This is a genomic window from Exiguobacterium sp. J17977, from assembly GCF_018616375.1.
Taxonomy (GTDB): Bacteria; Bacillota; Bacilli; order Exiguobacteriales; family Exiguobacteriaceae; genus Exiguobacterium; species Exiguobacterium mexicanum.
In genome coordinates this window covers 322,459-349,370 of record NZ_JAEQBB010000002.1, presented here as the reverse complement: position 1 = coordinate 349,370, position 26,912 = coordinate 322,459, and the positions used below count along the sequence as shown (strand labels likewise).

23 protein-coding genes are annotated in these 26,912 nt (G+C 53.2%); 22 read left to right on the top strand and 1 reads right to left on the bottom strand.

All coding sequences use genetic code 11. From position 1 onward, the window contains the following. The first annotated feature begins 49 nt into the window (after positions 1–49). The 18 genes from infB (at position 50) to KNO58_RS05215 (ending at position 22,774) form a co-directional block, all read left to right on the top strand. The gene (gene infB / locus KNO58_RS05300) at positions 50–2,212 is read left to right on the top strand and encodes a translation initiation factor IF-2 (protein WP_376778136.1); all 2,163 of its coding nucleotides are present in this window, start codon (positions 50–52) and stop codon (positions 2,210–2,212) included. A gap of 18 nt (positions 2,213–2,230) precedes the next feature. Then, positions 2,231–2,581 carry a 30S ribosome-binding factor RbfA gene (gene rbfA, locus KNO58_RS05295; RefSeq protein ID WP_021067161.1) on the top strand — a complete coding sequence of 117 codons (351 nt, stop codon included), beginning with the start codon at positions 2,231–2,233 and terminating at the stop codon, positions 2,579–2,581. A 48-nt stretch (positions 2,582–2,629) separates the two neighbouring features. Further along, positions 2,630–3,538, top strand: a complete 909-nt coding sequence (gene truB / locus KNO58_RS05290; RefSeq protein ID WP_214752204.1) for a tRNA pseudouridine(55) synthase TruB — start codon at positions 2,630–2,632, stop codon at positions 3,536–3,538. Between the two features lie 15 nt (positions 3,539–3,553). Further along, entirely contained in the window at positions 3,554–4,480 is a 927-nt protein-coding gene (locus KNO58_RS05285) for a bifunctional riboflavin kinase/FAD synthetase (protein ID WP_021067163.1), read from the top strand. A gap of 124 nt (positions 4,481–4,604) precedes the next feature. Then, the gene (gene rpsO, locus KNO58_RS05280) at positions 4,605–4,874 is read left to right on the top strand and encodes a 30S ribosomal protein S15 (protein ID WP_016508254.1); all 270 of its coding nucleotides are present in this window, start codon (positions 4,605–4,607) and stop codon (positions 4,872–4,874) included. A gap of 132 nt (positions 4,875–5,006) precedes the next feature. Further along, on the top strand, positions 5,007–7,223 hold the full coding sequence (gene pnp, locus KNO58_RS05275; protein WP_214752203.1) for a polyribonucleotide nucleotidyltransferase: 2,217 nt from the start codon (positions 5,007–5,009) through the stop codon (positions 7,221–7,223). A gap of 50 nt (positions 7,224–7,273) precedes the next feature. Continuing rightward, positions 7,274–8,491: a M16 family metallopeptidase gene (locus tag KNO58_RS05270; protein ID WP_214752202.1), complete on the top strand. Its 1,218-nt coding sequence runs from the start codon at positions 7,274–7,276 to the stop codon at positions 8,489–8,491. A gap of 83 nt (positions 8,492–8,574) precedes the next feature. Then, positions 8,575–10,035, top strand: coding sequence for a UDP-N-acetylmuramoyl-L-alanyl-D-glutamate--2,6-diaminopimelate ligase (locus KNO58_RS05265; RefSeq protein WP_251026089.1), 1,461 nt, complete (start codon positions 8,575–8,577; stop codon positions 10,033–10,035). A gap of 3 nt (positions 10,036–10,038) precedes the next feature. After that, positions 10,039–11,292: a lipid II:glycine glycyltransferase FemX gene (locus KNO58_RS05260; RefSeq protein WP_214752200.1), complete on the top strand. Its 1,254-nt coding sequence runs from the start codon at positions 10,039–10,041 to the stop codon at positions 11,290–11,292. Next, on the top strand, positions 11,289–11,942 hold the full coding sequence (locus KNO58_RS05255; RefSeq protein ID WP_214752199.1) for a M15 family metallopeptidase: 654 nt from the start codon (positions 11,289–11,291) through the stop codon (positions 11,940–11,942). The genes KNO58_RS05260 and KNO58_RS05255 overlap by 4 nt, the downstream gene beginning before the upstream one ends. A 95-nt stretch (positions 11,943–12,037) precedes the next feature. Then, complete coding sequence (locus KNO58_RS05250) at positions 12,038–13,705, top strand: ribonuclease J (protein ID WP_214752198.1); 1,668 nt, start codon at positions 12,038–12,040, stop codon at positions 13,703–13,705. 62 nt (positions 13,706–13,767) lie between these two features. After that, the gene (locus KNO58_RS05245) at positions 13,768–15,945 is read left to right on the top strand and encodes a DNA translocase FtsK (protein ID WP_214752197.1); all 2,178 of its coding nucleotides are present in this window, start codon (positions 13,768–13,770) and stop codon (positions 15,943–15,945) included. A gap of 401 nt (positions 15,946–16,346) precedes the next feature. After that, complete coding sequence (locus tag KNO58_RS05240; protein WP_021067171.1) at positions 16,347–17,066, top strand: GntR family transcriptional regulator; 720 nt, start codon at positions 16,347–16,349, stop codon at positions 17,064–17,066. A 134-nt stretch (positions 17,067–17,200) separates the two neighbouring features. Continuing rightward, positions 17,201–18,280 (top strand): BMP family lipoprotein, encoded by a 1,080-nt coding sequence (locus tag KNO58_RS05235; RefSeq protein ID WP_285222553.1) that lies wholly within the window; start codon positions 17,201–17,203, stop codon positions 18,278–18,280. Between the two features lie 61 nt (positions 18,281–18,341). Further along, a complete protein-coding gene (locus tag KNO58_RS05230; protein ID WP_214719402.1) occupies positions 18,342–19,868 on the top strand; it encodes an ABC transporter ATP-binding protein in 1,527 nt (508 codons plus the stop codon). Continuing rightward, entirely contained in the window at positions 19,865–20,929 is a 1,065-nt protein-coding gene (locus KNO58_RS05225; protein WP_214752195.1) for an ABC transporter permease, read from the top strand. The genes KNO58_RS05230 and KNO58_RS05225 overlap by 4 nt, the downstream gene beginning before the upstream one ends. Further along, positions 20,926–21,885: an ABC transporter permease gene (locus tag KNO58_RS05220; RefSeq protein WP_214752194.1), complete on the top strand. Its 960-nt coding sequence runs from the start codon at positions 20,926–20,928 to the stop codon at positions 21,883–21,885. Before KNO58_RS05225 ends, KNO58_RS05220 begins: the two co-directional genes overlap by 4 nt. 82 nt (positions 21,886–21,967) lie before the next feature. Continuing rightward, complete coding sequence (locus KNO58_RS05215) at positions 21,968–22,774, top strand: thermonuclease family protein (protein WP_214752193.1); 807 nt, start codon at positions 21,968–21,970, stop codon at positions 22,772–22,774. Positions 22,775–22,812: 38 nt separating this feature from the next. On the opposite strand, the gene KNO58_RS05210 is transcribed toward KNO58_RS05215, so the two are convergent. Then, on the bottom strand, positions 22,813–23,061 hold the full coding sequence (locus tag KNO58_RS05210) for a ferredoxin (protein ID WP_021067177.1): 249 nt from the start codon (positions 23,059–23,061) through the stop codon (positions 22,813–22,815). 142 nt (positions 23,062–23,203) lie between these two features. On the opposite strand from KNO58_RS05210, the gene KNO58_RS05205 reads away from it, so the two are divergent. From KNO58_RS05205 to KNO58_RS05190, 4 genes are all read left to right on the top strand, one after another. Continuing rightward, positions 23,204–24,226: a YpbB family protein gene (locus KNO58_RS05205; protein WP_251026087.1), complete on the top strand. Its 1,023-nt coding sequence runs from the start codon at positions 23,204–23,206 to the stop codon at positions 24,224–24,226. Continuing rightward, on the top strand, positions 24,210–25,637 hold the full coding sequence (locus KNO58_RS05200; protein WP_214752192.1) for a RecQ family ATP-dependent DNA helicase: 1,428 nt from the start codon (positions 24,210–24,212) through the stop codon (positions 25,635–25,637). The genes KNO58_RS05205 and KNO58_RS05200 overlap by 17 nt, the downstream gene beginning before the upstream one ends. A gap of 41 nt (positions 25,638–25,678) precedes the next feature. After that, positions 25,679–25,882, top strand: a complete 204-nt coding sequence (locus KNO58_RS05195; RefSeq protein ID WP_214719577.1) for a hypothetical protein — start codon at positions 25,679–25,681, stop codon at positions 25,880–25,882. A 164-nt stretch (positions 25,883–26,046) separates the two neighbouring features. Further along, entirely contained in the window at positions 26,047–26,904 is an 858-nt protein-coding gene (locus KNO58_RS05190; RefSeq protein ID WP_214752191.1) for a MerR family transcriptional regulator, read from the top strand. Positions 26,905–26,912 lie beyond the last annotated feature (8 nt).

Here is a 26,912-nt window from a genome sequence, read left to right as displayed (position 1 = left end):
ACGCGTCTATGAATTTGCAAAAGAACAGAATGTAACAAGTAAACAAGTCATTACTCAGCTAGAGAAAATGAACAAGCCAGTGAAAAACCACATGGCTGTCTTAGATGAGGAGTCGGTCAAGCAACTCGACCGTGTCTTCAATCCTGAGAAATACCGTTCGGCTGACAAGCAAGAAAAGCCAGCTGCAACGAAGTCTGCCGAGTCAAAACCGGCTGACGCGAAACCTGCTGCCAAGCAAGAAGCACCGAAAGCACGTCCACAAGCGTCTGGCGGTCAAAGCAACCAAGCGGGCAACCGTGGTGGCAACCGTTTCGGCAACAACCGCAACGACAACCGCAACAAGAAACGCGGTGGTAAATTCAAAGGCAAACCTGCGAAAGCAGCAGTGCCATTAGAAGCGGATCCGAATTCAAAAACGAGTCAGCGTAAAGCAGCTCGTTTGGCGCAAGAGTCTGAAATGGGCAACGTCATCAAGTACGATGATGTCCTCAGCGTATCGGACCTCGCTGCGAAGATGGATAAAAAGCCAAACGAGATCATCATGAAGTTGATGGGTCTTGGTGTCATGGCGACAATCAACCAAACACTTGATGACGAGACGATTGAGTTGCTTGCAACTGAATTCGGTTACGAAGTCGAGAAAGAAGTTCTCATCGACGAGACTGACTTTGAAGAAGTAGAAATCGACTTCTCTGAGTATGAGCTTGTCGAGCGTCCAGCTGTCGTCACAATCATGGGTCACGTCGACCACGGTAAGACAACACTTCTTGACTCGATCCGCAACACGAAAGTCGTTGCTGGTGAAGCCGGCGGAATCACGCAGCACATCGGGGCTTATCAAGTTGAAGTCAACGATAAAAAGATCACGTTCCTCGACACACCAGGTCACGCCGCCTTTACGACGATGCGTGCCCGTGGAGCCGAAGTGACGGATATCGCGATTATCGTTGTCGCAGCGGATGACGGCGTCATGCCACAGACGGAAGAAGCCATCTCACACGCGAAAGCGGCAAACGTGCCGATTATCGTCGCTGTGAACAAAATGGATAAAGAAGGAGCAAACCCTGACCGCGTCAAACAAGAATTGACAGAGTTCGGTCTTGTACCGGAAGAGTGGGGCGGCGAAACGATTTTCGTACCGATCTCAGCTTTGAAAGACGAAGGAATCGATGAGTTGCTCGAGATGATCTTACTCGTTTCTGAAGTCGAAGAGTACAAGTCGACGCCAGAAATGCCAGCTCGCGGTTCGGTCATCGAAGCGAAGCTCGACAAAGGCCGCGGTCCTGTCGCAACGCTTCTCGTCCAACACGGTACACTCCGGATCGGTGACTCGATTGTCGTCGGCAGCACGTTCGGACGCGTCCGGGCGATGGTCAACGATATCGGTCGTCGTGTGAAAGAAGTCGGTCCATCGACGCCGATCGAGATTACAGGATTGAACGATGTCCCACAAGCGGGTGATCAGTTCATCGTGTTCGAAGATGAGAAGAAAGCACGTGCGATCGGAGAAAAACGTTACCAACGTTACCTCGAATCACAGCGTCGCGAATCGGCTAAAGTTAGTCTTGATGACTTGTTCAGTCGTATTCAAGAAGGCGAAGTCAAAGATTTGAACGTCATCATCAAAGCAGACGTTCAAGGTTCGGCTGAAGCACTCGCTGGTTCACTCCGCAAAATCGACGTCGCAGGCGTCAAAATCAACATCGTCCACCAAGGTGTCGGTGCCATCACAGAAGGTGACGTCATTCTCGCTTCGGCGGCCAATGCGATCATCATCGGATTCAACGTCCGCCCAGATGGTAACGCCCGGTCGATGGCCGAGCAAGAGCATGTTGAAATGCGTCTGCACCGCATCATCTACAACGCCATCGATGAAATCGAGAGCGCGATGAAAGGGATGCTCGACCCTGAGTTCGTTGAAGAAATCACAGGACAAGTTGAAGTCCGTGACGTCTTCAAAGTCTCGAAAGTCGGTACGATTGCCGGCTGTTACGTCACTGAGGGTAAAATCTCACGCGACGCCGGCGTCCGCATCATCCGTAACGGGATTGTTGTGTACGAAGGAAAACTCGATACGCTCCGCCGCTTCAAAGACGACGTCAAAGAAGTCGCGACAGGCTACGAGTGTGGGATTAAAGTAGAGAAGTTCGACGATATTAAAGTGGATGACGTCATCGAGGCGTTCATCATGAAAGAAGTCGAACGTAAATAAAGCGAGGAGGGAACACGTATGAACATTCGTGCCCAACGCGTCGCAGAGCAGATGCGTAAAGAGATTACAGATATCTTGCTCCGTGAAGTCAACGACCCACGTACGAAGAACGCTACAATCACGAGCGTTGATGTGACGGGAGACTTGCAGCAAGCGACAGCCTACTACACGGTGCTCGGTGACGACGCCACGGTGAAGGCTGAAACGCAAGCTGGTCTCGATAAGGCGAGCGCATTCATTCGCCGCGAGATCGGAAGCCGCATCCGTCTTCGGAAAACGCCAGAATTGTCGTTCGAATACGATTCATCGGTCGCATATGGTAGCCATATCGATTCATTGATTCGTGACTTAAATCGGAACGACCAATAAATTGAAGGGGGGACTCGCGTCTCCCCTTTTTTGATGGGAGGAATTCAGATGGAACCAACTGGTGTATTGATTTTAGATAAAGACAGCGGCATGACGAGCCACGACTGTGTGTTCAAGCTCCGTAAATTGTTCCAAACAAAAAAAGTCGGACATACCGGCACGCTCGACCCGGAAGTGACCGGTGTCCTACCGATTTGTCTCGGACGGGCGACGAAGCTGTCACGGTTTCTGACCGATGAAGGCAAACGTTACGCCGCCGAAATCACCATCGGGACGGCGACGATGACCGAGGATGCCCATGGCGAGGTCGTCGAGACGCGCCAGGTCGGTCCGGAGGCGTTCACCGCTGCCGACATCGATCGTGTCCTCGAGACGTTGACGGGAAAAATCGAGCAAATCCCGCCTTACTTCTCTGCCGTCAAAGTGAACGGAAAAAAATTGTACGAATACGCCCGAAAAGGTCAGACGGTGGAACGGCCGCGCCGCATCGTCGAGATTCATCGTCTCGTCCGGACGAATGAGCCGGTCATCGAAGACGGCGTCTGCCGCTTCCGGATTGACGTCGAGTGCGGCAAAGGGACGTTCATCCGGACGCTCGCCGTTCAAATCGGGGAGAGGCTCGGCTATCCGGCCCATATGAGCGATCTGCGTCGGACCCGGTCCGGTTCGTTCGAGGAGACGGCCGCCGTCACGTTGCAGCAACTGGCCGACCTCGAGACGGTCGAGGAACGGATGAACCACCTCATCCCGCTCGAAGAGGTCATCAAACGTTGGCCGGCCATGACGATTCCAGCCAATCGAGAACGGTATATTCGAAACGGAGGTCGTTTGAACGACGTCTCGCTCGAATTTGAACTGTTTACTGTCTATAATGAAGAAGGAATTCCACTTGCCCTCTATCGACGGCTTGACGGAACAACAGACGCAACTGTCGAGGTCATGTTGACCATCGACTAAAGGGGAGATTGAAGTATGGAAACGATCCATCTGACGTATCCTGAGACACCAGACCTGGTCCCTTCGGTCATGGTGCTCGGATTTTTCGACGGCGTCCACACCGGACATCAGGCCGTGATTCGGCATGCGCAGGCGCAGGCGAAACAACTTGACGTGCCCGTGACCGTCATCACGTTCGACCCGCACCCGAAACAAGTGTTATCGAACAAACCGGATGCGGTCCGTTATATCACACCGCTCCAGCGGAAATTGAACCGGATTGCCGCCCTCGGTGTCGAACGGTGCATCGTCATCACGTTCACAAAAGAGTTGGCGAGCCTGTCGCCGCAACAGTTCGTGGATGACTATTTGATTGGTGCCGGTGCGGTTCACGTGACGGCAGGTTTTGACTATTCGTACGGTAAATTCGGGGAGGGGACGATGGAGACACTGCCGTATCATGCGCGCGGTCGTTTCACGACCTCGGTCGTTGCTGAACAGACGAGCGGCGGCGAAAAAGTGTCGTCGACGCGGATTCGTCAGTTGCTCGGTGCCGGAGACGTCGATGTGGCGAGCGAGCTGCTCGGTACGCCGTACGTCATCTGCGGGGAAGTCATCCACGGCGACGCCCGGGGCCGGACGATTGGCTACCCGACGGCGAACGTCGTCATGGACGCGTCGTACGTCATGCCGCGCCTCGGCGTCTATGCGACGCGCGTACGGCTTCAGGACGGTCGGACGTTCGACGCAATGACGAACGTCGGGCGGCGTCCGACGTTTTATGCGACCGGTGACGTCTCGATTGAGAGCCACTTGTTCGATTTCTCAGAAGATTTATACGGACAATTGATTGAAATCGAATGGATGCACTATTTACGGGACGAGCGGGCGTTCGACGGACTCGACTCGCTCATCGCCCAACTCAAGCAAGATGAGACGGCGGCTCGGGCAATCCTGTCTTGACTTTGGATGGGTGGTACGGTATCCTATTTTGGTACGCAAAGTACACCGCTTCGCTTGGCTGATCGATTCACCAACGTCGGCTCGGCAACGCGGCAATTTTCTATTAAATGGAGGTGGAGAGGCAATGGCACTCTCAAAAGAACGTAAGAACGAAATCATCGCGGAATACGCGACAAAACAAGGTGACACTGGTTCACCGGAAGTTCAAGTTGCAGTATTGACTGAACAAATCAACACTTTAAACGAGCATCTTCGTACACACAAGAAAGACCACCACTCACGTCGCGGTCTTTTGAAAATGGTTGGACGTCGTCGTAACTTGCTTACGTACCTTCGTAACAAGGACGTTACACGTTACCGTGAATTGATTCAACGCCTTGGTCTCCGTCGTTAATCCGAACGGACCATGTGACGGGCTGGGACACTTGTTCCTAGTCCGTTTCTTCTTTTTTAAAAGGAAAATCATTAGACATTCATAGGAATGAGTTACATAATAAACTAGATAAGGTTTGAGAGGAGAATGTTCATGTTAGGTACGAAACAAGTATTTTCTACAGAATGGGGCGGACGTCCGCTCTCTGTAGAAGTCGGGCAGCTTGCGAAACAAGCAAACGGCTCGGCACTCGTCCGTTATGGGGACACGGTCGTGCTCGCCACGGTCACAGCATCGAAAGCGCCGAAGGATTTAGATTTCTTCCCGCTCACGGTCAACTATGAAGAAAAATTATACTCGGTCGGTAAAATTCCAGGAGGTTTCCTCCGTCGGGAAGGTCGTCCTGGGGAAAACGCGATTTTGACATCGCGCCTCATCGACCGTCCGATCCGTCCGCTTTTCCCGGACGGCTTCCGCCACGATATTCAAGTGATGATTTACGTCATGTCGAACGACCCGGACTGCCCAGCTGAGATGGCCGGTATGCTCGGAACGTCAATCGCACTCTCGATTTCAGACATCCCGTTCGATGGCCCAATCGCCGGAGCGACAGTCGGACGCGTCAACGGTGAGTTCGTCGTCAACCCGACGACGGCTCAGCTCGAACAGACAGATCTCGAACTCCAAGTCGCCGGAACGGCAACTGCAATCAACATGGTTGAAGCAGGTGCTAACGAAGTACCGGAAGACGTCATGCTCGAGTCAATCTTGTTCGGTCACGAAGAGATCAAGAAATTGGTCGCTTTCCAAACCGAAATCGTCGAAGCTGTCGGGAAACCGAAGTTCGAATACACGGTATCGAAGTTTGATGACGCTTTGACTGCTGAGCTCGAAGCAGCTCGTCCAGAAATCGTTGCCGCGGTTCAAGTCGAAGAGAAACATGCGCGTGACGCAGCCATCAACGAAGTGATTGCCAAGTACGTCGCCATCTACGAAGCGCGTCTCGCTGACGAGCCGGCCAAGTTGAAAGAAGTATCTGGCATCTTGAACAAGTTCGTCAAAGATGAAGTCCGCCGCCTCATCACGGTCGAAAAAGTTCGTCCAGACGGTCGTCGCCCGGAAGTCATCCGTCCACTTGCGTCGGAGACGGGCTTATTGCCACGCGCCCACGGCGTTGGCTTGTTCACGCGTGGACAAACACAAGTCATGTCGGTCGCGACACTCGGCGTCATCGGAGATGCGCAAATCATCGACGGCATCGGTCTCGAAGAGAACAAGCGCTTCATGCACCATTACAACTTCCCGCCGTTCTCGGTCGGAGAAGCTCGTCCGGTGCGTGCGCCAGGTCGTCGTGAAATCGGACACGGTGCCCTCGGAGAACGTGCGTTGCTCCCGGTTATCCCGAAAGAAGCCGACTTCCCGTACACGATTCGTCTCGTCTCGGAAGTGCTCGAGTCGAACGGTTCAAGTTCACAGGCATCAATCTGTGGCTCGACGCTCGCGCTCATGGATGCTGGCGTTCCAATCAAGGCACCAGTTGCCGGGATTGCGATGGGTCTCATCATGGAAGGCGAACATTACACGGTCCTCACGGACATCCAAGGTCTCGAAGATCACCTCGGTGACATGGACTTCAAAGTCGCTGGAACGAAAGACGGGATCACGGCGCTCCAAATGGATATCAAAATCGCCGGAATCACGCGTGAGATTTTGGAAGAGGCACTCGAACAAGCTCGTTCAGGTCGTCTCCACATCTTGAACCATATGCTTGAGACGCTCGACGCACCGCGTCCGCAGTTGTCTAAGTATGCACCGAAAATCGTGACGATGACGATCAATCCGGATAAGATCCGCGATGTGATTGGGCCGGGCGGGAAGATGATTAACAGCATCATCGACCAAACGGGCGTCAAAATCGATATCGAGCAAGACGGAACGGTCTTCATCGCGTCGACCGACCAAGATGGCATCGATATGGCGATGGCCCTTATCGGCGACATCGTGCGTGAAGTCGTCGTCGGCGAAGAATTTGATGCGACAGTCCGCCGCATCGAGAAATTCGGCGCGTTCGTCGAATTGTTCAAAGGGAAAGACGCGCTCGTCCACGTCTCTGAGTTCAGCTTAGACCGTGTCGCGAACGTAGAAGACGTCGTGAAACTTGGCGATACAATCAAAGTCCGTGTGACGGAGATTGACGACAAAGGCCGAGTCAATGCCTCGCATAAAGTGCTCATCCTTGAAGGATTGTCACCGGAAGAACGCGAAGCATACGAAGCGAAACGTAAAGCGCAGCGCGAGAGCCGTCCACCACGTGACAGCCGTCCGCCGCGTCGTGACGGAGATCGTCGTCCGCCACGCTCGACAAACTAATCATGATGGCCATCGTCTGGTGCGATGGCCTTTTTCATAGGAGTGATAACATGGAATGGATCACATTAGACAACGGCGTCCGCATCGTGATTGAACCGATGGCGGATGTCCGCAGCACGTCGACCGGTGTCTTTATCAAAGCCGGGACCCGGACCGAAGACATGACCGAAATCGGGATCAGCCACTTGATTGAACATATGTTGTTTAAAGGAACAAAGACGCGAACGGCGAAAGAAATCGCCTCGTTCTTCGATGAGCTCGGGGGCAGCGTCAACGCGTTCACGTCGAAAGATCACACGTGCTATTACGTGAAGACGCTTGACGAGCATGCGGTCATCGCATTCGATGCACTCGCCGACATGCTGTTCGATTCGTTGTTTGATGAGACGGAGCTCGAGAAAGAGAAGCGGGTCGTCTTAGAAGAAATTAAAATGTACGAAGACACACCGGAAGACCTCGTCCACGAGCTGCTCGCGCAAGCCGTCTATAAGGACGACATCCTTGCTGAACCCATTCTCGGGACGGAAGCGAGCGTCCTCGGCCTCTCGCGGGACCAACTGCTCCGTTACGTCGCTTCGACGTACACGGGCAATCGTGTCGTCGTATCGATTGCCGGACACGTGACCGAAGAATTGATTGAGGCGGTCAAGACAAGGTTTGCCGACCTCCCATCAGGGGAATCACCGAAAGAATCGACGACACCGATATTATACAGTGACGTGATGAAAAAACAGAAAGAGACGGAGCAAGCGCACCTCTGTTGGAACTTTGAGGCGATTGCCGCCAAAGATGACCGTCTGCCGCATTTGGCCTTGATGAACAATGCCATCGGGGCGACGATGTCATCGCGTCTGTTCCAGTCGATTCGAGAAGAAGAAGGGCTGGCGTACTCGATTTACTCGTACTACACGACGTTCGACGACCACGGGACGTTCACGATCTATATCGGGACATCCCCGGATACGCTCGCCCAAGTCGAAACGATCATGACGCGCGAATTCGAGACGTTGATTGCGGACGGATTGTCCGACGAGGAAGTCGAGAAAGGTAAACGCCAATTGAAAGGCTCACTCGTCCTCGGGAATGAGAGCACGAGTGCCCGCATGAACCGAAACGGTCGCAACCTCGTCCTGCTCGACGACGTCGAGGACTTGAACGAGGTGCTCGATAAAATCGATCGCATCGATGTGCATGGTGTCAACGCCTTAATTAGAGAGGTGCTCAGCCACGCCCCTGCCAAATCTTATGTCCTTCCGTCCGAAGACTGACTTGAAACCGAATTGTAAGTTCTCTACACTGATTAAGAGGTATTCTTTACTTTGGACAGGAACAGGTGAAAGAAGGGAAAGACTTGAACTTAACGGATTTAGCTAACCACATTCAATTGATTAATCAACCAAACTTACAAGCCATCCCAGTGACCCATGTGACGACCGACTCGCGAGAAGTCGTCCCTGGGACGCTGTTCGTCGCCATCAAAGGCTATACGGTCGACGGCCATGACTATGCCGAATTGGCGGTCAGCAAAGGGGCCGTAGCCGTCGTCAGTGAGCGTCCGCTCGAATTGAGCGTACCGAACTTGATCGTGCGCGACAGCACACGATCGGTCGGTCTTTTAGCGTCGGCGTTCTATCAGTATCCGTCTGAACAGATGCGTCTGTTCGGGATCACGGGAACGAACGGCAAGACGACGACAACGACGATTCTGCGCGACGTCCTTACCGAGCTCGGTCATAGCACCGGTTTGATCGGCACGGTCGAGGTCCGCATCAACGATACGGTCGTCCCGAGTAAAAATACGACGCCGCAAAGCTCGGAGCTGCAACAGTTGCTCGCCCGGATGCACGCAGAAGGCGTGACCGATGTGATGATGGAAGTGTCATCGCACGGACTCGAACTTGGCCGCGTCATCGGGACGGACTTTGATATCGTCGGATTCACGAACTTGACGCACGACCATCTCGATTTCCACGGCACGTTCGAGAACTATGCGCGAGCGAAAGGCTTACTGTTCGCACAGCTCGGACAGATGGCGTCACGTCACAAAGTCGCCGTACTGAATGCGGACGACCCGTACAGCAAGCTGTATGAGACGATGACGGGGGCGCGAGTGATTACTTATGCGATTGACGCGATGGCAGACGTGACGGCATCAGATATCGTTCAGACGCTGTCAGAGACGAGCTTTTGCCTCAACTATCAAGGCGAACGCCATCCGTTGACGGTTCAATTCATCGGCCGCTTCAACGTGTATAACATCTTGCTCGCGACAGGCTGCCTGCTCGCGGCAGGTTATCGTTTGCCTGAAATCGTCCAGGCGCTCGAAGCGATCCATCCGGCCAAAGGTCGGATGCAACGTCTCGATGTGCCAGGCTATAACGTCTACGCGGATTACGCCCACACGCCCGACGGCATCGAGCAATGCTTGAAGTCGCTCGTCGGTGTACCGAAAGAGAAGATTGTGTTCTTAATCGGGACAGGCGGAAATCGGGACGTCACGAAGCGTCCGACGATGGGGGAGATGGCCTCAAAATATGCGGGAACGGTCGTCATCACGACGGATGACCCGCGCTTTGAAGCCTACGACTCAATCACGAGTGGTATTGCAGCCGGCATGACCCACGACAATTTCGTGGAAATCGGGGATCGCGAAGAAGCGGTCCGCTACGCGGCCAAATTGGCCGAGTCCGATAACATCGTCGTCCTGGCCGGCAAAGGACATGAGAAATATCAAATCATTGGCAATGAGAAAATTCCGCTAGATGAAGAAGCGATCGTCCGAGCGACAATTTTGAAGACGGAGGAATCATGATTTATGGCAGTACAACCGATTACCTTGACAGAAAAAGAGCATGACGAGTTCGTCAAAACACATGACCGTGGGGATTTGCTTCAACTCTCAAGTTGGGCCAATGTCAAACGACAAAACGGCTGGTTTGCCGAGCGGATCGCCGTCGCGACCGATGGTGTGACGAGCGGGGTCGCGTTGCTGTTGTTCAAACGCGTCCCTAAACTTCCGTTCACGCTTTGCTACGCGCCACGCGGTTTCGTCGTCGACTACGACGACGTGGCTTCGTTGACCGCGTTGACCGAAGAAGCGAAACGGGTCGCCAAAGCGAATAAAGCGATCACCGTGAAAATCGATCCAAATATCGACCGAGACGAAGTGCCTGGCCTGTTGACGGAAATGGCTAGCCTCGGTTTTAGCCATAAAGGATACGGCGGCGGGTTCGATTACGCCCAGCCGCGATTCACGATGGAGACGGACTTGCGTCCGAGCGAGAAAGAGATTTTCGGCAAGTTCCACCATAAGTTCCGCTATAACGTGCGTTTGGCAGAACGAAAAGGAATCGTCTGCACGGAAGTCGGTCGCGATGGTCTCAAGACGTTCGCCGACTTGATGAAAGTGACGGGCGAGCGGGACGGCTTTGCCATCCGCGGCCTCGACTATTTCGAGAATTTGTACGATTGCCTACAGCCGGGGGACGCGCGCCTGTTCTTGACGAAACTTGAACCGAAGCTCGCGCTCGACCAACAGATGGCCACGCTCGAAAAAGCCGAACGTGACCTCGGCAAGATTGAACGTTCCCTCGAGACGGAGACGGTCGAGAAGAAACGGACGAGCCTGTTGAACCGTCAAAAACAGACGGGCGAACAGATTGAAAAGATTAAAGCCGCGTTGCCTGAACTGAACGAGTTGCATGACAAGTATCCGAATGGGCTCGTCTTATCGGGCGGTTTGCTGACGTTGGCCGGTCGACGCTCATATTACTTGTACGGCGCGTCTTCGAACGAGTTCCGTGACTTCATGCCGAACCACCTCATGCAATGGACGATGATGCAAGCGGCCAAGGCGAGCGGGGCCGAACGCTATGATTTCGGTGGCGTATCGGGCAGCACCAACGCCGATGACGAGTATGCAGGTCTGTATGCGTTCAAATCAGGTTGGGGCAGCGATATGATTGAAAAGGTCGGTGAGTTCGATCTCGTCTTGAATCGTCCGCTCTATTTCGCCCTTGAAACAGGATTACCGCTCGTCAAAGGACTCCGTAAACGGTTGCGCCGATGAAGTGGACCGGCGTCTTGACGTTCGCGATGACGGCTTTTTTAGTCGGAATCTTTTTAGCGTACACGTTGTCACGTCCGGGGCCGATGCCATGGGTCGATGAACCGACGTTCGAGGCGGGGATGTGTGAGCGCAATACGCGCTCGGAAGCGGTCATCGTCGAGCGTAGCGAGAAGGCGTTCGCCAAGCTGCATCCGCACGTGCGGGAGCGGAGTGAGTCGTTCGTACGGCTAGCCTATTCATGTCTTGGTCTCGAGGTGCGCCTGACGTCGGGGTACCGTTCAGCCGATGAGCAGAACGCCCTGTATGCCCAAGGCCGCTCGAAACCAGGTCAAGTCGTGACGAACGCCAAAGCTGGTGAGAGCTACCATAACTATGGGCTTGCCGTCGACTTCGTCATCATTCACAACAATCGCGCCGACTATGATTTAGAGTCGGACCATAACCGGTCGGATGAACCGGATTGGCAAGAATTAGGGGAGCTCGGCAAGGCACTCGGCTTCGAATGGGGAGGGGACTGGAGAAGCTTTCCGGATTACCCACACTTACAAATGGACTTCGGTTTGTCGATTCGTCAGCTCGCTTCCGGGAAACGCCCGGATGACAAAGCGACGATGCCGCTTGCCGATGTGATGAAACCTCTCGTCGATTGAACGGAAATGTTGGCATATCAGCAGTTTTCCGATACAATATTCAGTAGCGATAAGTGGACGAAACAGAATATGCAACATCTAGGAGGTTTTTGTTAGTGTCAAAGAAGAAGACAGAGAACGTTAGCGTCTTTGCGCTTGGAGGCGTAGGCGAAATCGGGAAGAACATGTACGTCGTGGAACTAGACGACGACATCTTCGTCATCGATGCCGGCCTTATGTTCCCAGGCGATGAGATGCTCGGGATTGATATCGTCATCCCGGACATTACGTATTTGAAAGAAAATAAAGATCGGGTACGCGCGATTTTCATCACACACGGTCACGAAGACCATATCGGTGGACTCAGCTACGTACTCCGTGACTTGAAACATGTTCCCGTATACGGGACGAAATTGACGCTCGGCTTAATCGAGCTCAAATTGAAAGAGGCTGGCTTATTGAAAGAAGTCGACCTCCGATTGATTGACGCCAAAACGAAATTGACTATCGCTGATCATTTCATCACTTTCTTCCGCGTCAACCACTCGATCCCGGATTGTGTCGGGGTCTGTATCCAAACGTCACAAGGCGCCATCGTTCACACGGGCGACTTCAAGTTTGACTACACACCGGTCGATGGGAAACAGTCAGACTTCAACAAGTTGGCGGCAATCGGTCAACGGGGCGTCCTTTGCCTCTTGTCGGATTCGACGAACGCGGAACGTCCAGGTCAAACCGGTTCGGAATCGCTCGTCGGCGCCGAGCTGAACGATGTCATCTATCAAGCCGAAGGCCGCGTCATCGTCGCGTCCTTCGCCTCGAACGTGCACCGTCTGCAACAAGTGTTCGCGGCAGCCGAAGCGAACGACCGCAAAGTGGCCGTCGTCGGCCGCAGCATGGTCAACATCGTCGAAGTGGCCCAGAAGCTGAACTACTTGCGCTTCAAGCCGAAGACGCTCGTCGAGCTTTCACAAGTGAATCGCTTGCCTGACAACAAAGTCGTCATCTTGACGACTGGTTCGCAAGGTGAGCCGATGGCGGCCTTGACGCGCATGGCGCGCAACGCCCATAAACAAGTGAACATCCGCTTGAACGATACGGTCGTCATCGCGGCGACACCGATCCCGGGGAACGAGAAGTCGGTCTCGAAGACGATTGATCTGCTCTTCCGCTCAGGCGCCAATGTCATCTATAACCAACGCAAAGTACACGTCTCGGGACACGGTTCGGCCGAAGAGCTCAAGCTCATGTTGAACCTCGTCAAACCGAAGTACTTCCTCCCGATTCACGGGGAGTACCGGATGCAGATGGCCCACTCGAAACTCGCCGAGCAAGTCGGTGTGAAATCGAACAACATCTTCATCGTCGAAAAAGGGGATGTTGTCGAGTTCACGGGCCGCAAAGCCCGGATGAGCCGCAAAGTACCGGCCGGAAACGTATTAATCGATGGAATCGGCGTCGGGGATGTCGGGAATATCGTGCTGCGTGACCGTCGCCTCTTGTCACAAGACGGTGTCGTTCTCTGTGTCGCCACGTTGAACCGGAAACAGAAGAAATTGATTTCAGGACCTGAACTCATCTCACGCGGATTCGTCTATATGCGTGAATCGGAAGAGATGATTTCAGAAGCGAACCGCATCGTCACGAAACAGATTGAGAAGAGTCTCCAAGCTGGAAGTGATTGGACCGAGTTGAAATCAAATATCCGCGAACGGCTCAGCGTCTATTTGTACGAGCAGACGAAACGTCGTCCGATGATCTTGCCGATCATCATGGAGATTTAAGGAATTGAGATTAAGGCAAAAGTCATCAGACTTTTGCCTTGTTTTTTTAGGAGGAATCTAAGGTGGCACAAAAAACGAGAAAAACTCCGGTGAAGCGGAAGCGACCGACGACGAGACGTGCGAAAAAACAGCCCATCCCACTGCGTACATATGGCTGGATCGCCTTCGTCCTGTCGATTACGGCCTTCATCTTCTCCCTGTTCGATTTCGGATGGGTCGGCAATCAGACGTCGCTCCTCGCGACGACGTTGTTCGGGGGCTGGGGGGCACTGACGTATTTGGCAATCGCGTTCACGTTGCTCGTCTTTTTAAATGAGTTTCGCCCGATGCAACGGACCGGGATGTTATTGTTGTTCACGTCGTTCCTCATGTTCGGCGACTTGGTCTGGGGCGCCGAACGGGGGGCGGTCAACGGTGCGCTCTATCGGCTCAACCAATACTTGCTCTCCGACTTCGGGATCGTCTTTTTAGGCGCCCTCTGCATGATTGTCGGGATTTCCCTGTTGTCGCCAACGATTTGGCGGACGATAGGTTCGCGGTTACTTGAGACGGGCACGGCCATCAAACAAGAATGGCACGACCGGGAACGGGTCAAACCGGCCCCTGTGAAGCGTCAGAAGGCCGTCCCAACCCCGGCGAAGGTCGTCGAACCGACACCTGCCGAAGCGGAGCCTGAGGCGGATGCGGTGACGATGCACGATATCCCGATTGTCGGGTTCAGCGAGAAAGTCGTCGCCGAGAAGCGTCCGACTGCGGAGTCGGCGGCCCCGTCGGAAGAAGTGGCCGACCTGCCGACCGAGGATATGATGATGACGGCGTCACAGGATGTATCGGACACGTATGAGCTGCCGACGTTCACGATTCTCAGTGAACCGGTCGTGACCGATCTATCCGGCGAGAACGCCCGTTTGAAAGCGAATGCGACGAAACTCGTCCAAACGCTCAAATCGTTCGGCGTCGGCGTGAAAGTATTGAAGATTCATCTCGGCCCGACCGTGACGAAGTATGAGCTGCAACCGGATATCGGAGTCAAAGTGAGCCGCATCACCTCGCTCAGTGACGACCTTGCCCTCGCCCTCGCGGCGAAAGATATCCGGATCGAGGCGCCGATTCCGGGTAAAGCGGCCATCGGGATTGAAGTGCCGAACCAGGAAGTGGCCCCGGTCTGTCTCCGTGAAGTGCTCGAGGCCGATCCGGTCAAGCGGGAACAGTCGCCGCTTCTCGTCGCATTGGGCCGCAGCATCAGTGGCGAGACGGTGACGATTGCCTTGAACAAGATGCCGCATTTGCTCGTCGCCGGGTCGACCGGTTCGGGGAAATCGGTCTGTATCAACGGCATGATCGTGTCACTCTTGATGCGGACGCGTCCTGATGAGGTCCGGCTCATGATGATTGACCCAAAGATGGTCGAGTTGAACGTCTATAACGGCGTCCCGCACTTGTTGACGCCGGTCGTGACGGATCCGAAGAAAGCGGCCCAAGCGCTCAAACAAGTCGTCGCCGAGATGGAGCGACGCTATGAGCTGTTCAGCCGCTACGGCGTCCGGAACATCGAAGGCTATAACGAACTCGTCGACAAGTCGGACGACGAGGATGCGAAGCGCCTGCCGTTCATCGTCGTCATTGTCGATGAACTCGCCGATTTGATGATGGTCGCCTCGAACGACGTCGAGGACGCGATTATGCGCCTCGCCCAAATGGCCCGGGCCGCAGGCATTCATATGGTGCTCGCCACGCAGCGTCCATCGGTCGATGTCATCACCGGCGTCATCAAAGCGAACATCCCGTCACGGATCGCGTTCGCGGTCTCGTCGCAAACGGATTCACGGACGATTCTTGACGGCGGCGGGGCGGAGAAGTTGCTCGGACGGGGTGACATGCTCATGCTCGCCAACGGGATGAATAAACCGATCCGTGTCCAAGGCGCCTTCGTCTCAGATCAAGAAGTCGAGACGGTCGTCAATCACGTCATCGCCCAACAACGGGCCCAATACGTCGAGGCGATGATGCCGAAAGAAGAGGAAGTCACGACAATCGACTCGGACGATTCGTTGTTCGAAGAAGTCGTGCAATTCATCTTGACGCAAGAGACGGCGTCGACTTCGATGATTCAACGAAGATTCCGCATCGGTTATAATCGGGCCGCCCGATTGATTGATTCGCTCGAACAGGCTGGATATGTCGGGCCGTCAGAAGGCTCGAAGCCGCGTAAAGTGCTCATCAACCAGCCAGAGGTATAAAAAATAAAACGAACGATTAGGTATTGTTATTCCTAATCGTTCGTTTTTTGTATATTTTAAGATTGTCCGGTTCGAACGGCATGAATCGGGATAAAGTCATGTTCAGACGAACTAATATAGCACATCTGACCTATTCGAGGCATTAAGACATACTACTAAAAACGTTGAACCGCTTTCATTTTTTAATACCGTTTACATTTTACGTTTTCTTTTCAAACGGCTCAACAACAGGTAATATAGACTAAGAGGTATACATAATCCCTTCACATTAAAATATTTCCCTGATTCCGAACAAAAAGTATTGCGTTCTAATTCTCGAATCCCTATACTTAATATTGGCAAGGACATTCATACGTCAGATGTCTGAGCACTGGTTAGAATAGGTAAAGGTGGTGAGGCCCATGTCGATCAAGCTCGATCATCGCTTGCTCTATCTTCGCGTGATTGAGAAAATCAAGCAAGATATCGACGATGGTGTCTATCGTGAAGGAGAGAAACTTCCTTCAGAGTTCGAGTTGTCGAAGCAATTAGGAGTCAGTCGAGCGACACTCCGGGAAGCCCTTCGTATCCTCGAAGACGAGAAATTTGTCGTGCGGAAACATGGCGTCGGAACATTCATCAGTTCAAAACCCCCGTTCACTTCTGGGATTGAAGAACTGTTCAGTGTCACGGACATGATTATGCGCGCCAAGATGACACCAGGAACGAAAGTATTGGTGGCCGAAAAGGTTCTAGCGACCGAGAGAGAAGCCGAGCGTCTGAAAATTGAACCGAACTCGCCGATTTATCGGATTGTCCGGATTCGTTACGCAGACGAGACACCAGTTGTATACTGTGTCGATAAGATCCCGGCCCACCTCGTCTCGAATCCTAAAGCGTTGACGGAAGGTAAGTCGTTGTTTGATGCGCTCGAACAAGAGGTAGGACGTCGGGTCGCTTATGCGATTACGCACATCGAACCGAGTGTGAACGCGGAAATCTCGACGCAACTTCAAACGGACCAACCGTTACTGGCATTAAAGCAATTGCATTACGATGAGAGCGACTTACCGCTGCTCGATTCGGCGAACTTTTTCCGAGCGGACCGCTTCGACTTCCACGTCGTTCGCAAACGCGTCTAAGCACGTTCGTTTTATCCGGAAACGGTTATTTTTGGGGAACAGCGTGAAAGCGCTTTCTTATACCGGTGTAAAGACTACTGATGACATGACAACCTTAATTGTTATGATCCGAAAGGGGAAACACGACGATGAACATGAAAAAAACGATTCTCTCAGCTTTAGCAGCAGGTCTCACACTCTCAACAGTACTCGCAGCATGTGGCGGGGATGACAATGAAGGTGCTTCAAACAGCGACGGCGGCGGCGAAGGTAGCGACTTCAAAGTAGCCATGGTAACCGACACTGGCGGTGTTGACGATAAATCGTTCAACCAATCAGCTTGGGAAGGTCTTACGAAGTTCGGGGAAGACAACAGCTTGACTGAAAACGAAGGCTTCAAATATCTTCAATCTTCAAAACAAGCGGACTACCAGCCTAACTTGCAGCAATTGGCACGCGATAACTTCAACTTGATTTACGGAATCGGCTTCTTGATGGGCGAAGACATCCAAAAGGTTGCTGAGCAGTTCCCAGACAACAACTTCGCAATCGTTGACATGGTCGTTGATGCACCGAACGTCGCATCGATCACGTTCAAAGAGCAAGAAGGTTCGTTCCTCGTCGGTGTTGTCGCTGGTCTTACTACGAAAACTGACAAAGTCGGATTCGTCGGTGGCGTTGAGTCTGACTTGATCAAGAAGTTCGAGAACGGTTACAAAGCGGGCGTCATGGCCGTTAACCCGGATGCGACAATTGACGTGAAATACGCTGAAGATTTCAACTCAGCTGAAAAAGGTACAGCTATCGCTTCAGGTATGTACGGAGCAGGCTCTGATATCGTGTATCACGCAGCAGGCGGTACTGGGGTAGGGGTATTCACAGAAGCGAAAAACCGTAAGAAGAACGGCGAAGATGTATGGGTCATCGGTGTTGACCGTGACCAATATGAAGAAGGTCTTCCAGAGAACGTAACGCTTACTTCAATGGTTAAACGTGTTGACACGGCTACTTATGAAGTATCGAAACTTGCGATGGAAGATAAGTTCCCTGCAGGCGAAATCGTTGAGTTCTCGTTGAAAGACGACGGTGTAGGAATTGCTGAAACTTCTGATGAGAACGTTGCAGCTGACGTCCTCGCAAAAGTTGAAGAGTACCGCACGCAGTTGATCGACGGAGACATCACGGCTCCAGCGACTGACGCTGAGTTCGAAGAGTTCATGAAAACAGTAAAATAATTCATTGAGTTAGGGGGGACCCATGCGGTCTCCCTTTACTTAAAGTTAGGGGTGGACTTTCTTGGAATATGTAATTGAAATGCTCAATATTCGCAAAGAGTTCGGAACGTTCGTTGCCAACGACAATATCACCCTCCAATTGCGCAAAGGGGAGATTCATGCGTTGCTCGGCGAGAACGGTGCCGGAAAATCGACGCTCATGAACGTCCTGTTCGGCCTTTATCAGCCGGAAGGCGGGGAAATCCGCGTGCGCGGGGAGAAAGTGGACATTGAGAATCCGAACATCGCCAACGACCTTGGAATCGGTATGGTACACCAACACTTCATGCTCGTCGAGAAGTTCACGGTGACCGAGAACATCATCCTCGGCTCAGAGCCGAAGAGTGGATTGACGGTCGACCGGGCCACGGCGCGTAAAAAGGTTATGGAGATCTCGGAACAATACGGTCTCCGCATTGATCCGGATGCCAAAATCGAGGACATCTCGGTCGGGATGCAACAACGTGTCGAAATTTTGAAGACGCTCTATCGCGGCGCTGAAATCTTGATTTTTGACGAGCCGACCGCTGTATTGACGCCACAAGAGATTCAAGAACTCATTCAAATCATGAAGCGTTTGATCGAAGAAGGTAAATCGATCATCTTGATCACGCATAAACTGAAAGAGATCATGCAAGTGGCCGATCGCTGTACGGTCATCCGTCGCGGTCGTTATATCGGTACCGTCGATATCGATGAGACGGTAAACGAAGATCGTTTGGCTGAAATGATGGTCGGGCGTGAAGTTAACTTTGATGCGGAATATTCCAAGGCAGATCCACAGCAAGTCGTCCTCGACGTCCAAAAACTCGTCGTTAAAGACAGTCGCGGACTTGAAGCCGTCGACGGCTTGGATTTACAGATTCGTTCAGGTGAGATTCTCGGCATCGCCGGGATTGATGGGAACGGACAGACCGAGTTGATTGAAGCCATCTCAGGCCTGAAGAAACCGGAGTCCGGAAAAGTATTGTTGAACGGGAAAGATGTGACCGGATTCACGCCGCGTAAAGTGACGGAGTCTGGCGTCGGGCACATCCCGCAAGACCGTCATAAACACGGACTCGTCCTCGATTATTCGATTCGGGACAACATGGTCCTGCAGACGTATTATAAGGAGCCGTTCTCGAAGCGGGGCTTGATGAATTATAAAGCCGTGGCTGAGAAAGCGAAAGCGTTGATTGAGAAGTTTGACGTCCGAACTCCATCAGTCGATGTGCCGGCCCGCGCCTTGTCAGGTGGTAACCAACAGAAAGCGATTATCGCCCGTGAGGTCGACCGATCGCCTGACTTGTTGATTGCGGCCCAACCGACGCGCGGACTTGATGTCGGAGCGATTGAGTTCATTCATGAACAGCTCATTAAAGAACGTGAAAAAGGGCGTGCCGTCCTCTTAATCTCGTTCGAACTCGAAGAGATTTTACACGTCGCGGACCGAGTCGCCGTCTTGTATGAAGGCAAGATTGTCGGGATTCGTGATCCGAAAGAAACGACCGAGCAAGAACTCGGCTTCTTGATGGCCGGCGGTAAGAGAGGAGAAGAAACAGTATGAATAAGTTAGGATTCAATCGACTGCTCATCCCGCTCTTGTCGATTTTGATGGGACTTCTCGTTGGGGCAATCGTCATGCTGATTGGCGGCTATGACCCGATTCAAGGGTTCTCTTCATTATTCGAAGGTATGGTCGGAAGCCCATATGCAATCGGAGAAACACTTCGTGCCGCAGCGCCGCTCATCTTCTCAGGTTTAGCGGTCGCGTTCGCGTTTCGGACTGGTCTCTTCAACATCGGGGTCGAAGGTCAAGTGTTAATCGGTTGGGTGGCAGCCGTTTATGTCGGAATCAACTTTGATTTACCGATGTTCATCCACCTCCCGCTCGCGCTTCTCGCGGCCATGTTCGCGGCAGCGCTCTGGGCGTTCGTCCCTGGTTTCTTGAAAGCCAAGTTCCACGTCCATGAAGTTATCACATCGATCATGATGAACTATATCGCCTTGTACACGACGAACGCGATTTTGCGTAGCGTCATCGGGGTAACGAACGAACGGACCGAGTCAATCAAGGAGTCCGCGTCGCTCGCGTCGCCATGGCTTCAAGAAATGACGCAGTTCTCCCGCTTGCACTGGGGTGTCATCATCGCCGTGCTCGCGGCCATCGTCTATTACTACATCTTGCAACGGACGACGCTCGGTTATGAGCTTCGGGCCGTCGGATTCAACAAACACGCGTCACAATACGCGGGGATGAGCGTCAATCGCAACATCATCCTGTCATTCGTCATCTCAGGTATGTTCGCTGGACTCGCCGGCGCGATGGAAGGCCTTGGTACGTTCAACGGCATGACGCTCAGCGCCTCGTTCACTGGGGTCGGATTCGACGGGATCGCCGTCGCCCTTCTCGGTGCGAACACGGCCATCGGTGTCGTCTTGGCAGCCATCTTGTTCGCCGGACTCAACATCGGTGGACTCGCGATGCAGCTCGGTGCCAACATTCCGTCTGAGCTCGTCAAAGTCATCATCGCGGCCATCGTCATCTTCGTGGCGTCGGGTTATGCGTTCAACTACGTGATTGACAAATTCAAAGGAAATCGTAAGAAAGGAGTGGAGAAAAAATGAGCTTCTTAGAAGTCCTCTATATTGTCGTCCCGGTCGCGTTGGCCTATGCGACTCCACTCATCATCGCGGCGCTCGGCGGCATCTTCAGTGAACGTTCGGGTGTCGTCAACATCGCCTTGGAAGGCATCATGGTCATCGGTGCCGCCACGGGCATCATCACGACGCTCACGTTGACGAGCATGGGGCTCGGCGGTCTCAGTCCTTGGATTGCGCTCTTGGTCGCCATGGTCGTCGGTGCGCTCTTCTCGCTCTTCTTGGCAGTGCCGGCCATCCTTTGGCGCGCTGACCAGACGGTGCTCGGGGTCGCCATCAACATGCTCGCGATCGGTCTCGCCATCTTCGTCGTCCGTGTCCTCTACAACAAAGGACAAACCGATTTCATCGAGTATCGGATTGCGAAAGAGAACGTGCCGATTTTATCGGATATCCCGGTGCTACGCATGTTCTTCATCAACGTCCAGTACACGTCATTCATCGCCATCGCGCTCGCGTTCGTCGTCTGGTTCGTCATCTTCAAGACGCCGTTCGGCCTTCGTCTCCGCTCGGTCGGGGAACACCCGATGGCGGCTGACACGATGGGAATCAACGTCACGAAGATGCGCTTCATGGGCGTCATGCTCTCAGGTGCGTTCGGCGGTCTCGCCGGTGCGGTCTACGCCGTCACGGTCACGACGAACTTCAGTGGGACGACGATTGTCGGTCAAGGTTTCTTGGCCATCGCCGCCATGATCTTCGGGAAGTGGAACCCGCTCGGCGCGCTCGGAGCCGGCCTCTTCTTCGGTTTCGCCCAAGCGTTGTCGATCATCGGCAGTAACTTGCCGGTCATCAGCAACGTGCCGCAAGTGTTGCTCTTGATTGCGCCGTATGCGCTCACGATTCTCGCCCTCGCTGGTGTCGTCGGACGTGCGGATGCACCGAAATCGGTCGGTATCCCATATATTAAAGGGAAACGCTAATCATCAAAAGGACAAATGTCCATTTCACCCAGGTTGTTTGACGCTTAAGTCAAACAACCTTTTTTGTTATACTGGTGTAGAGGTGAGACAATTGAAAAAAACGTGGCAACTGCTGATCGCCGTCGTGCTGAGCATCTCGCTCGCGGGCTGCTCGGTCGATGACTGGTTCGCCGAGCAAGTCGACCCGCCGGAATCGCTCGTCGAACTCGAGGCCGACTTTCCCTCGGCCTCGGTCACGCAACAAGTCGCGCGGCCGCTCGGGAAGACCGAGACGGTCACGCTCGACCGCGTCATTGACGGGGACACGCTCAAAGTCGAGTTTGAGAACGGAGCGACCGAATCGATTCGCCTTCTGCTCGTCGATACACCGGAGACGAGCCATCCGACGCTACCGGTCCAGCCGTTCGGAGAGGATGCGAAATCATTCGTCGAACGGTGGCTGCCGGAAGGGGATACGATCACGCTCGAGTATGACGTCGGACGCTACGATCGCTACCAGCGGACGCTCGCCTACGTCTGGTACGACGATGCGATGCTGAACGAGGAACTGTTGCGTCGCGGGCTCGCTCGTGTCGCCTATGTGTACGCGCCGAACACGCAACACGTCGATGCTTTCCGGGACGTCGAACAGGCCGCGCGTCAGGAACTGCTCGGCATCTGGAGTCTCGAGAATTATGTGACCGGCAACGGATTCGACCACGAGGCGACCGAGCCGGCCCAGCCAAGACAAGATTCGGGTGAATGTGACATTAAAGGGAATATCAATCGGGAGGGAGAGAAAATATATCACGTTCCGGGCGGGGCGAGCTATGAGCGCACAGTCCCGGAAGAGATGTTCTGTACGGAAGCAGAGGCACGGGACGCCGGTTTCCGCAAAGCGACACGATAAAAAAAGACATGCGTGCCGAAGTGGCACACATGTCTCGCTTATTCGTACTTGAGTGCGTCGCCGTCGAACGATTCGTCCGCGACTTTAATTGAGTCAGTCGGGCAGCCTTCGAACGCGTCCATCAAGTCCTCATACAATTCATCCGGGACTTCAATCGTACCCGTGTTGTCGTCCATCAAGTTGAACGCGAGGCCTTCGTCATCATAGTCGAAGATGTCCGGGGCAGCTGCTCCGCAGGCCCCACATGCGATACATGTATCTTTATCAACAATCGTAAATTTTGCCATTTGTAACCCTCCATACGTTTCGTCTCTCTGCATAGAAATGATTTTCTACTGACTATGAGTAATTGTAGTCTACATACCCAAATATTTCAATGAGGAAACGAATAACGTTTTGGAAGCATAATTTTAACAAGGAGGTGGAACGATGGTTCATTTGGCGGACGGGGTGTTGTTGCTATCCATCCAGCGCTTGAAAGGTGAACGCAGCGAGCGTAGTTTGTTTCACGTATTGAACGGAAAACGATCGGCGACGACGCTGCAAGATGCCTTTTTTTATGATTTAGAACCGATTTTTGGCTTGTTCCCCTACACGAAGTACGACTATGAGAAATTGCTCGCTTCGTTCGAAAAGCGTGGTTGGCTCAACCGCTCGAGTTTTACCTTGACCGAAGCCGGGGCCATGCTCGCTTCGCCCGAGGCCGTCAGTGACTTGTTCGACCGTCTCGGCGGTGAGTATCGAGACTATACGACGATGACATGGAAACGGCTCAGTCTGTTCGTGCAGACGTTCATGTCGCTCGAGCATGAGCGCACGTTTTATCCGGTCCAGGCCGACCGTTTAGCCGAACGTTGGGTCAAACAAATCGTGCGGACCGAACGTGAATGGCGACCGTTGATTCAAAGCTTCCACCACGAGCTCGAGACGGCGCTTGAAGACATCGGCGATCCTTATGCGACCGCTGTCGTCTACCGGTTCACAGGGGCGTTCGAGACCGGATATACGTATGAGCAAATCGCGGCCCTCCTCGACGTTGATGCACGGACAGCCCGGCTTTACTTTTTGGCCGGATGGAATGCGCTCCTATGGAAACTGCCGCGAGATGCAAAACTGTTAGGATTCGCCCACGGCTTATCGAGTGAACGGATGACTTTATCGGCGCGGGGGTCGTATGAACAGTTCTTGGCCGGCCGGTCGTTCCAGCAAGTGCAATCGCAGCGGCGATTACGCACCAGTACGATTGAGGACCACGTCGTCGAGATGGCGATGTATTTGGACGAATTTCCGCTCGATCAATTCGTACCGCTCGAGCAAATCAAGCAAGTCGAGCAGCTACGTGACGAATCGAGTTGGGCGCTCAAGCCGATTTTTGAACAAATCGACGGAATCAGTTACTATCAAATCCGATTGGTGTTCGCACGATTGAAACGAGGTGAGACATTTGTTTGAGAAGACGTTGAAGCGAGTTTTCGGTTATGACAGTTTCCGTCCGGGACAGCGCGAGGTGATCGAAGCGGTCGCCGATGGGCAGGACGTGCTTGCCATCATGCCGACTGGTGCCGGGAAGTCATTGACGTTCCAACTCCCGTCCTATATCAAAAACGACGGGTTGACGATTATCGTCTCGCCGCTCTTGTCACTGATTGAGGATCAGATGCTCCACATCCGCGAACGCGGCGAACGCGGGGTGGCGCGATTGACGTCGATGGAGACGCTCGAAGAGAAGCAAGAGATTTTAAATCATTTGAAACGGTACCGCTTCTTGTATTTATCGCCGGAGCAACTCGCTGTGCCCCATGTGACTCGGGCGCTGGCGCGGACGAAAATTCAAATGCTCGTCGTCGACGAGGCGCACTGCATCTCGCAGTGGGGCCATGAGTTCCGGCCGGAGTATGCGCGCCTAGGTGAACTGCGCAAACAGCTCGGCAGTCCGCAGTGTATGGCCGTCACGGCGACCGCGCCTGAGACGGTGAAACGAGATATTGTCGAGAAACTGGCGCTCTTCTCGCCGGCGCAGTTCGTCCACTCGGCGAACCGTCCCGAGATTCGCCTCATCGTGGAACGTCTCGGGTCAGAAGATAAGATGCGTCGTCTGAGTGAACTCGTCCACGACGTGCCGAAACCGGCCGTCATCTATACGGCGACACGGCGTGAGGCCGAAGCGCTCGCCTTGCATCTCGATGACGCCTTGTTTTATCACGGTGGCATGTCGACCGAGGACCGGCGCCTTGTGCAGTCACAATTTTTACGTGACGAAGTCGCCATCATGGTGTGTACGAGTGCGTTCGGGATGGGTGTCAATAAAGATAACGTCCGTTCCGTCATCCATTATCAAATCCCGGCCACGCTCGAGGCGTACATGCAAGAGATCGGTCGGGCTGGGCGTGACGGTGAGCCGGCTTTCGCGGTCTTGCTATACGCCGAAGGGGATGAGCGGATTCAACAGTTTTTGATTGACCAGCAATATCCGAAAGACAAAGATATCCGTCTCGCTTATTTTGAACGAGACAATGGCACGAGCCTGGCCCAGTTGCCACGCTTATTGCGCTTGAACGAGGAAGACCCGGTTTGGGGACTGTTGAATCAGATGCTTGCCGAGCGGACGCTTGCCGAGGCGGTGGATTGGGTAAAAGATAGAAAGCGGGCCCGGTATCGTCAACTCGGGCAGATGATGGACTATGCCCTCATCAAAACGTGTCGGCGTGATTACTTGTTACATTATTTCTCGGAGCAACCGGTCAAGCAAAGCGATTGTTGCGACATCTGCGGCGAAATCGTGTTCCCGCCGTCGGAGCAACTTGTGTCTAAAAATGTGACAGATTGGAAACATCGGTTGGCTCGTATCTTTTCCTTTGATTGATATCATAGTAAAATGATAAAAAAGGTAAAGGAGGGCACACGTTGCGACATCGGAATCAAGCGGACTCACTTCGTGAACAAGTGGTGGACACGTTGCCATCTCGCGCTGAACGGCAAGAGCATGAGCGAAAAGAGAAATTGAACGACAACTGGCTGAAGCGGCCGCTCGCCATGATGCTTACACTGACGATGTTTGCCATTATTCTTGTATTTTTATATATAGGTCGTCATGACATCTTTTTCTAAACAATACGACGAGAACGTCGTATTTTTTTTATGATTTCGTGCCCGAGGTTGTGAATATGCACAATCTCACCAATTTCTCACAAGATTTGCACAATAAAACAGGTAAAGCCGTACAGATGGGTCTATACTGAAAGAGAAGAACTAGTAGGAAAGGAGGGGCTGCTGTGCCGAAGTACTCCATCAAGACGGTCGCGTCACTCACCGGAGTCAACCCGACCACGATCCGGGCGTGGGAACGACGCTATCAATTCATCGTTCCGAGCCGGACAGATTCGGGTCATCGATTGTATTCCGACCAAGACGTCGAGAAGATAAAATGGGTCGTTGAAAAACAACGGGAAGGATTGACCGTATCCCAAGCAATTCAACAGCTACATGAAGCCCCGAAGCCGAAGCCTGCCCGCCTTTATGACGAGGAGCTCATGGACGGGTTGCTCGAGGCGTTACTTTCATTTGATGAACGTAAGGCGCACGATTTGATTAATCGTGCCTTTAATACGTTCAGTTTTGAAAAGGTTACGAAAGATATCATCGGTCCGTTATTGATGGAAATCGGGACACGTTGGGAGAATGGGACGATCACGATTGCGCATGAACATTTTGCGACGGCCTTTTTGCGTGCCCGTCTATCGACGCTCTCGCTCCAAATGCCGATGAATCCCTTTTTGCCGCGCATCATTTGCGTCTGTGCCCCGGGCGAGATGCATGAAATCGGGCTCTTGTTCGTGACGCTTTACTTACGCCAATACGGTTATGACGTGATTTTCCTCGGTGCGGGATTCCCGAAAGAGGATTTGAACGAGGCGTTGCACGATATCGATGCCAAGTGTCTGATTTTCTCATGTACGTTGACAGAACATCTCGATGGCCTGAAAGACGCGATGCAGTTCATCCAAGCCGACCACCCGAACCTCGTCATCGGGGCCGGTGGTTACGCGGTCAGCCTTCAAGCGTCCGAATTCGGATCGGCCTTCCTCGGGGACACGCCCGAGGCGTGGACCGAGTGGTTGTCAACGATTTGACAGCTCGA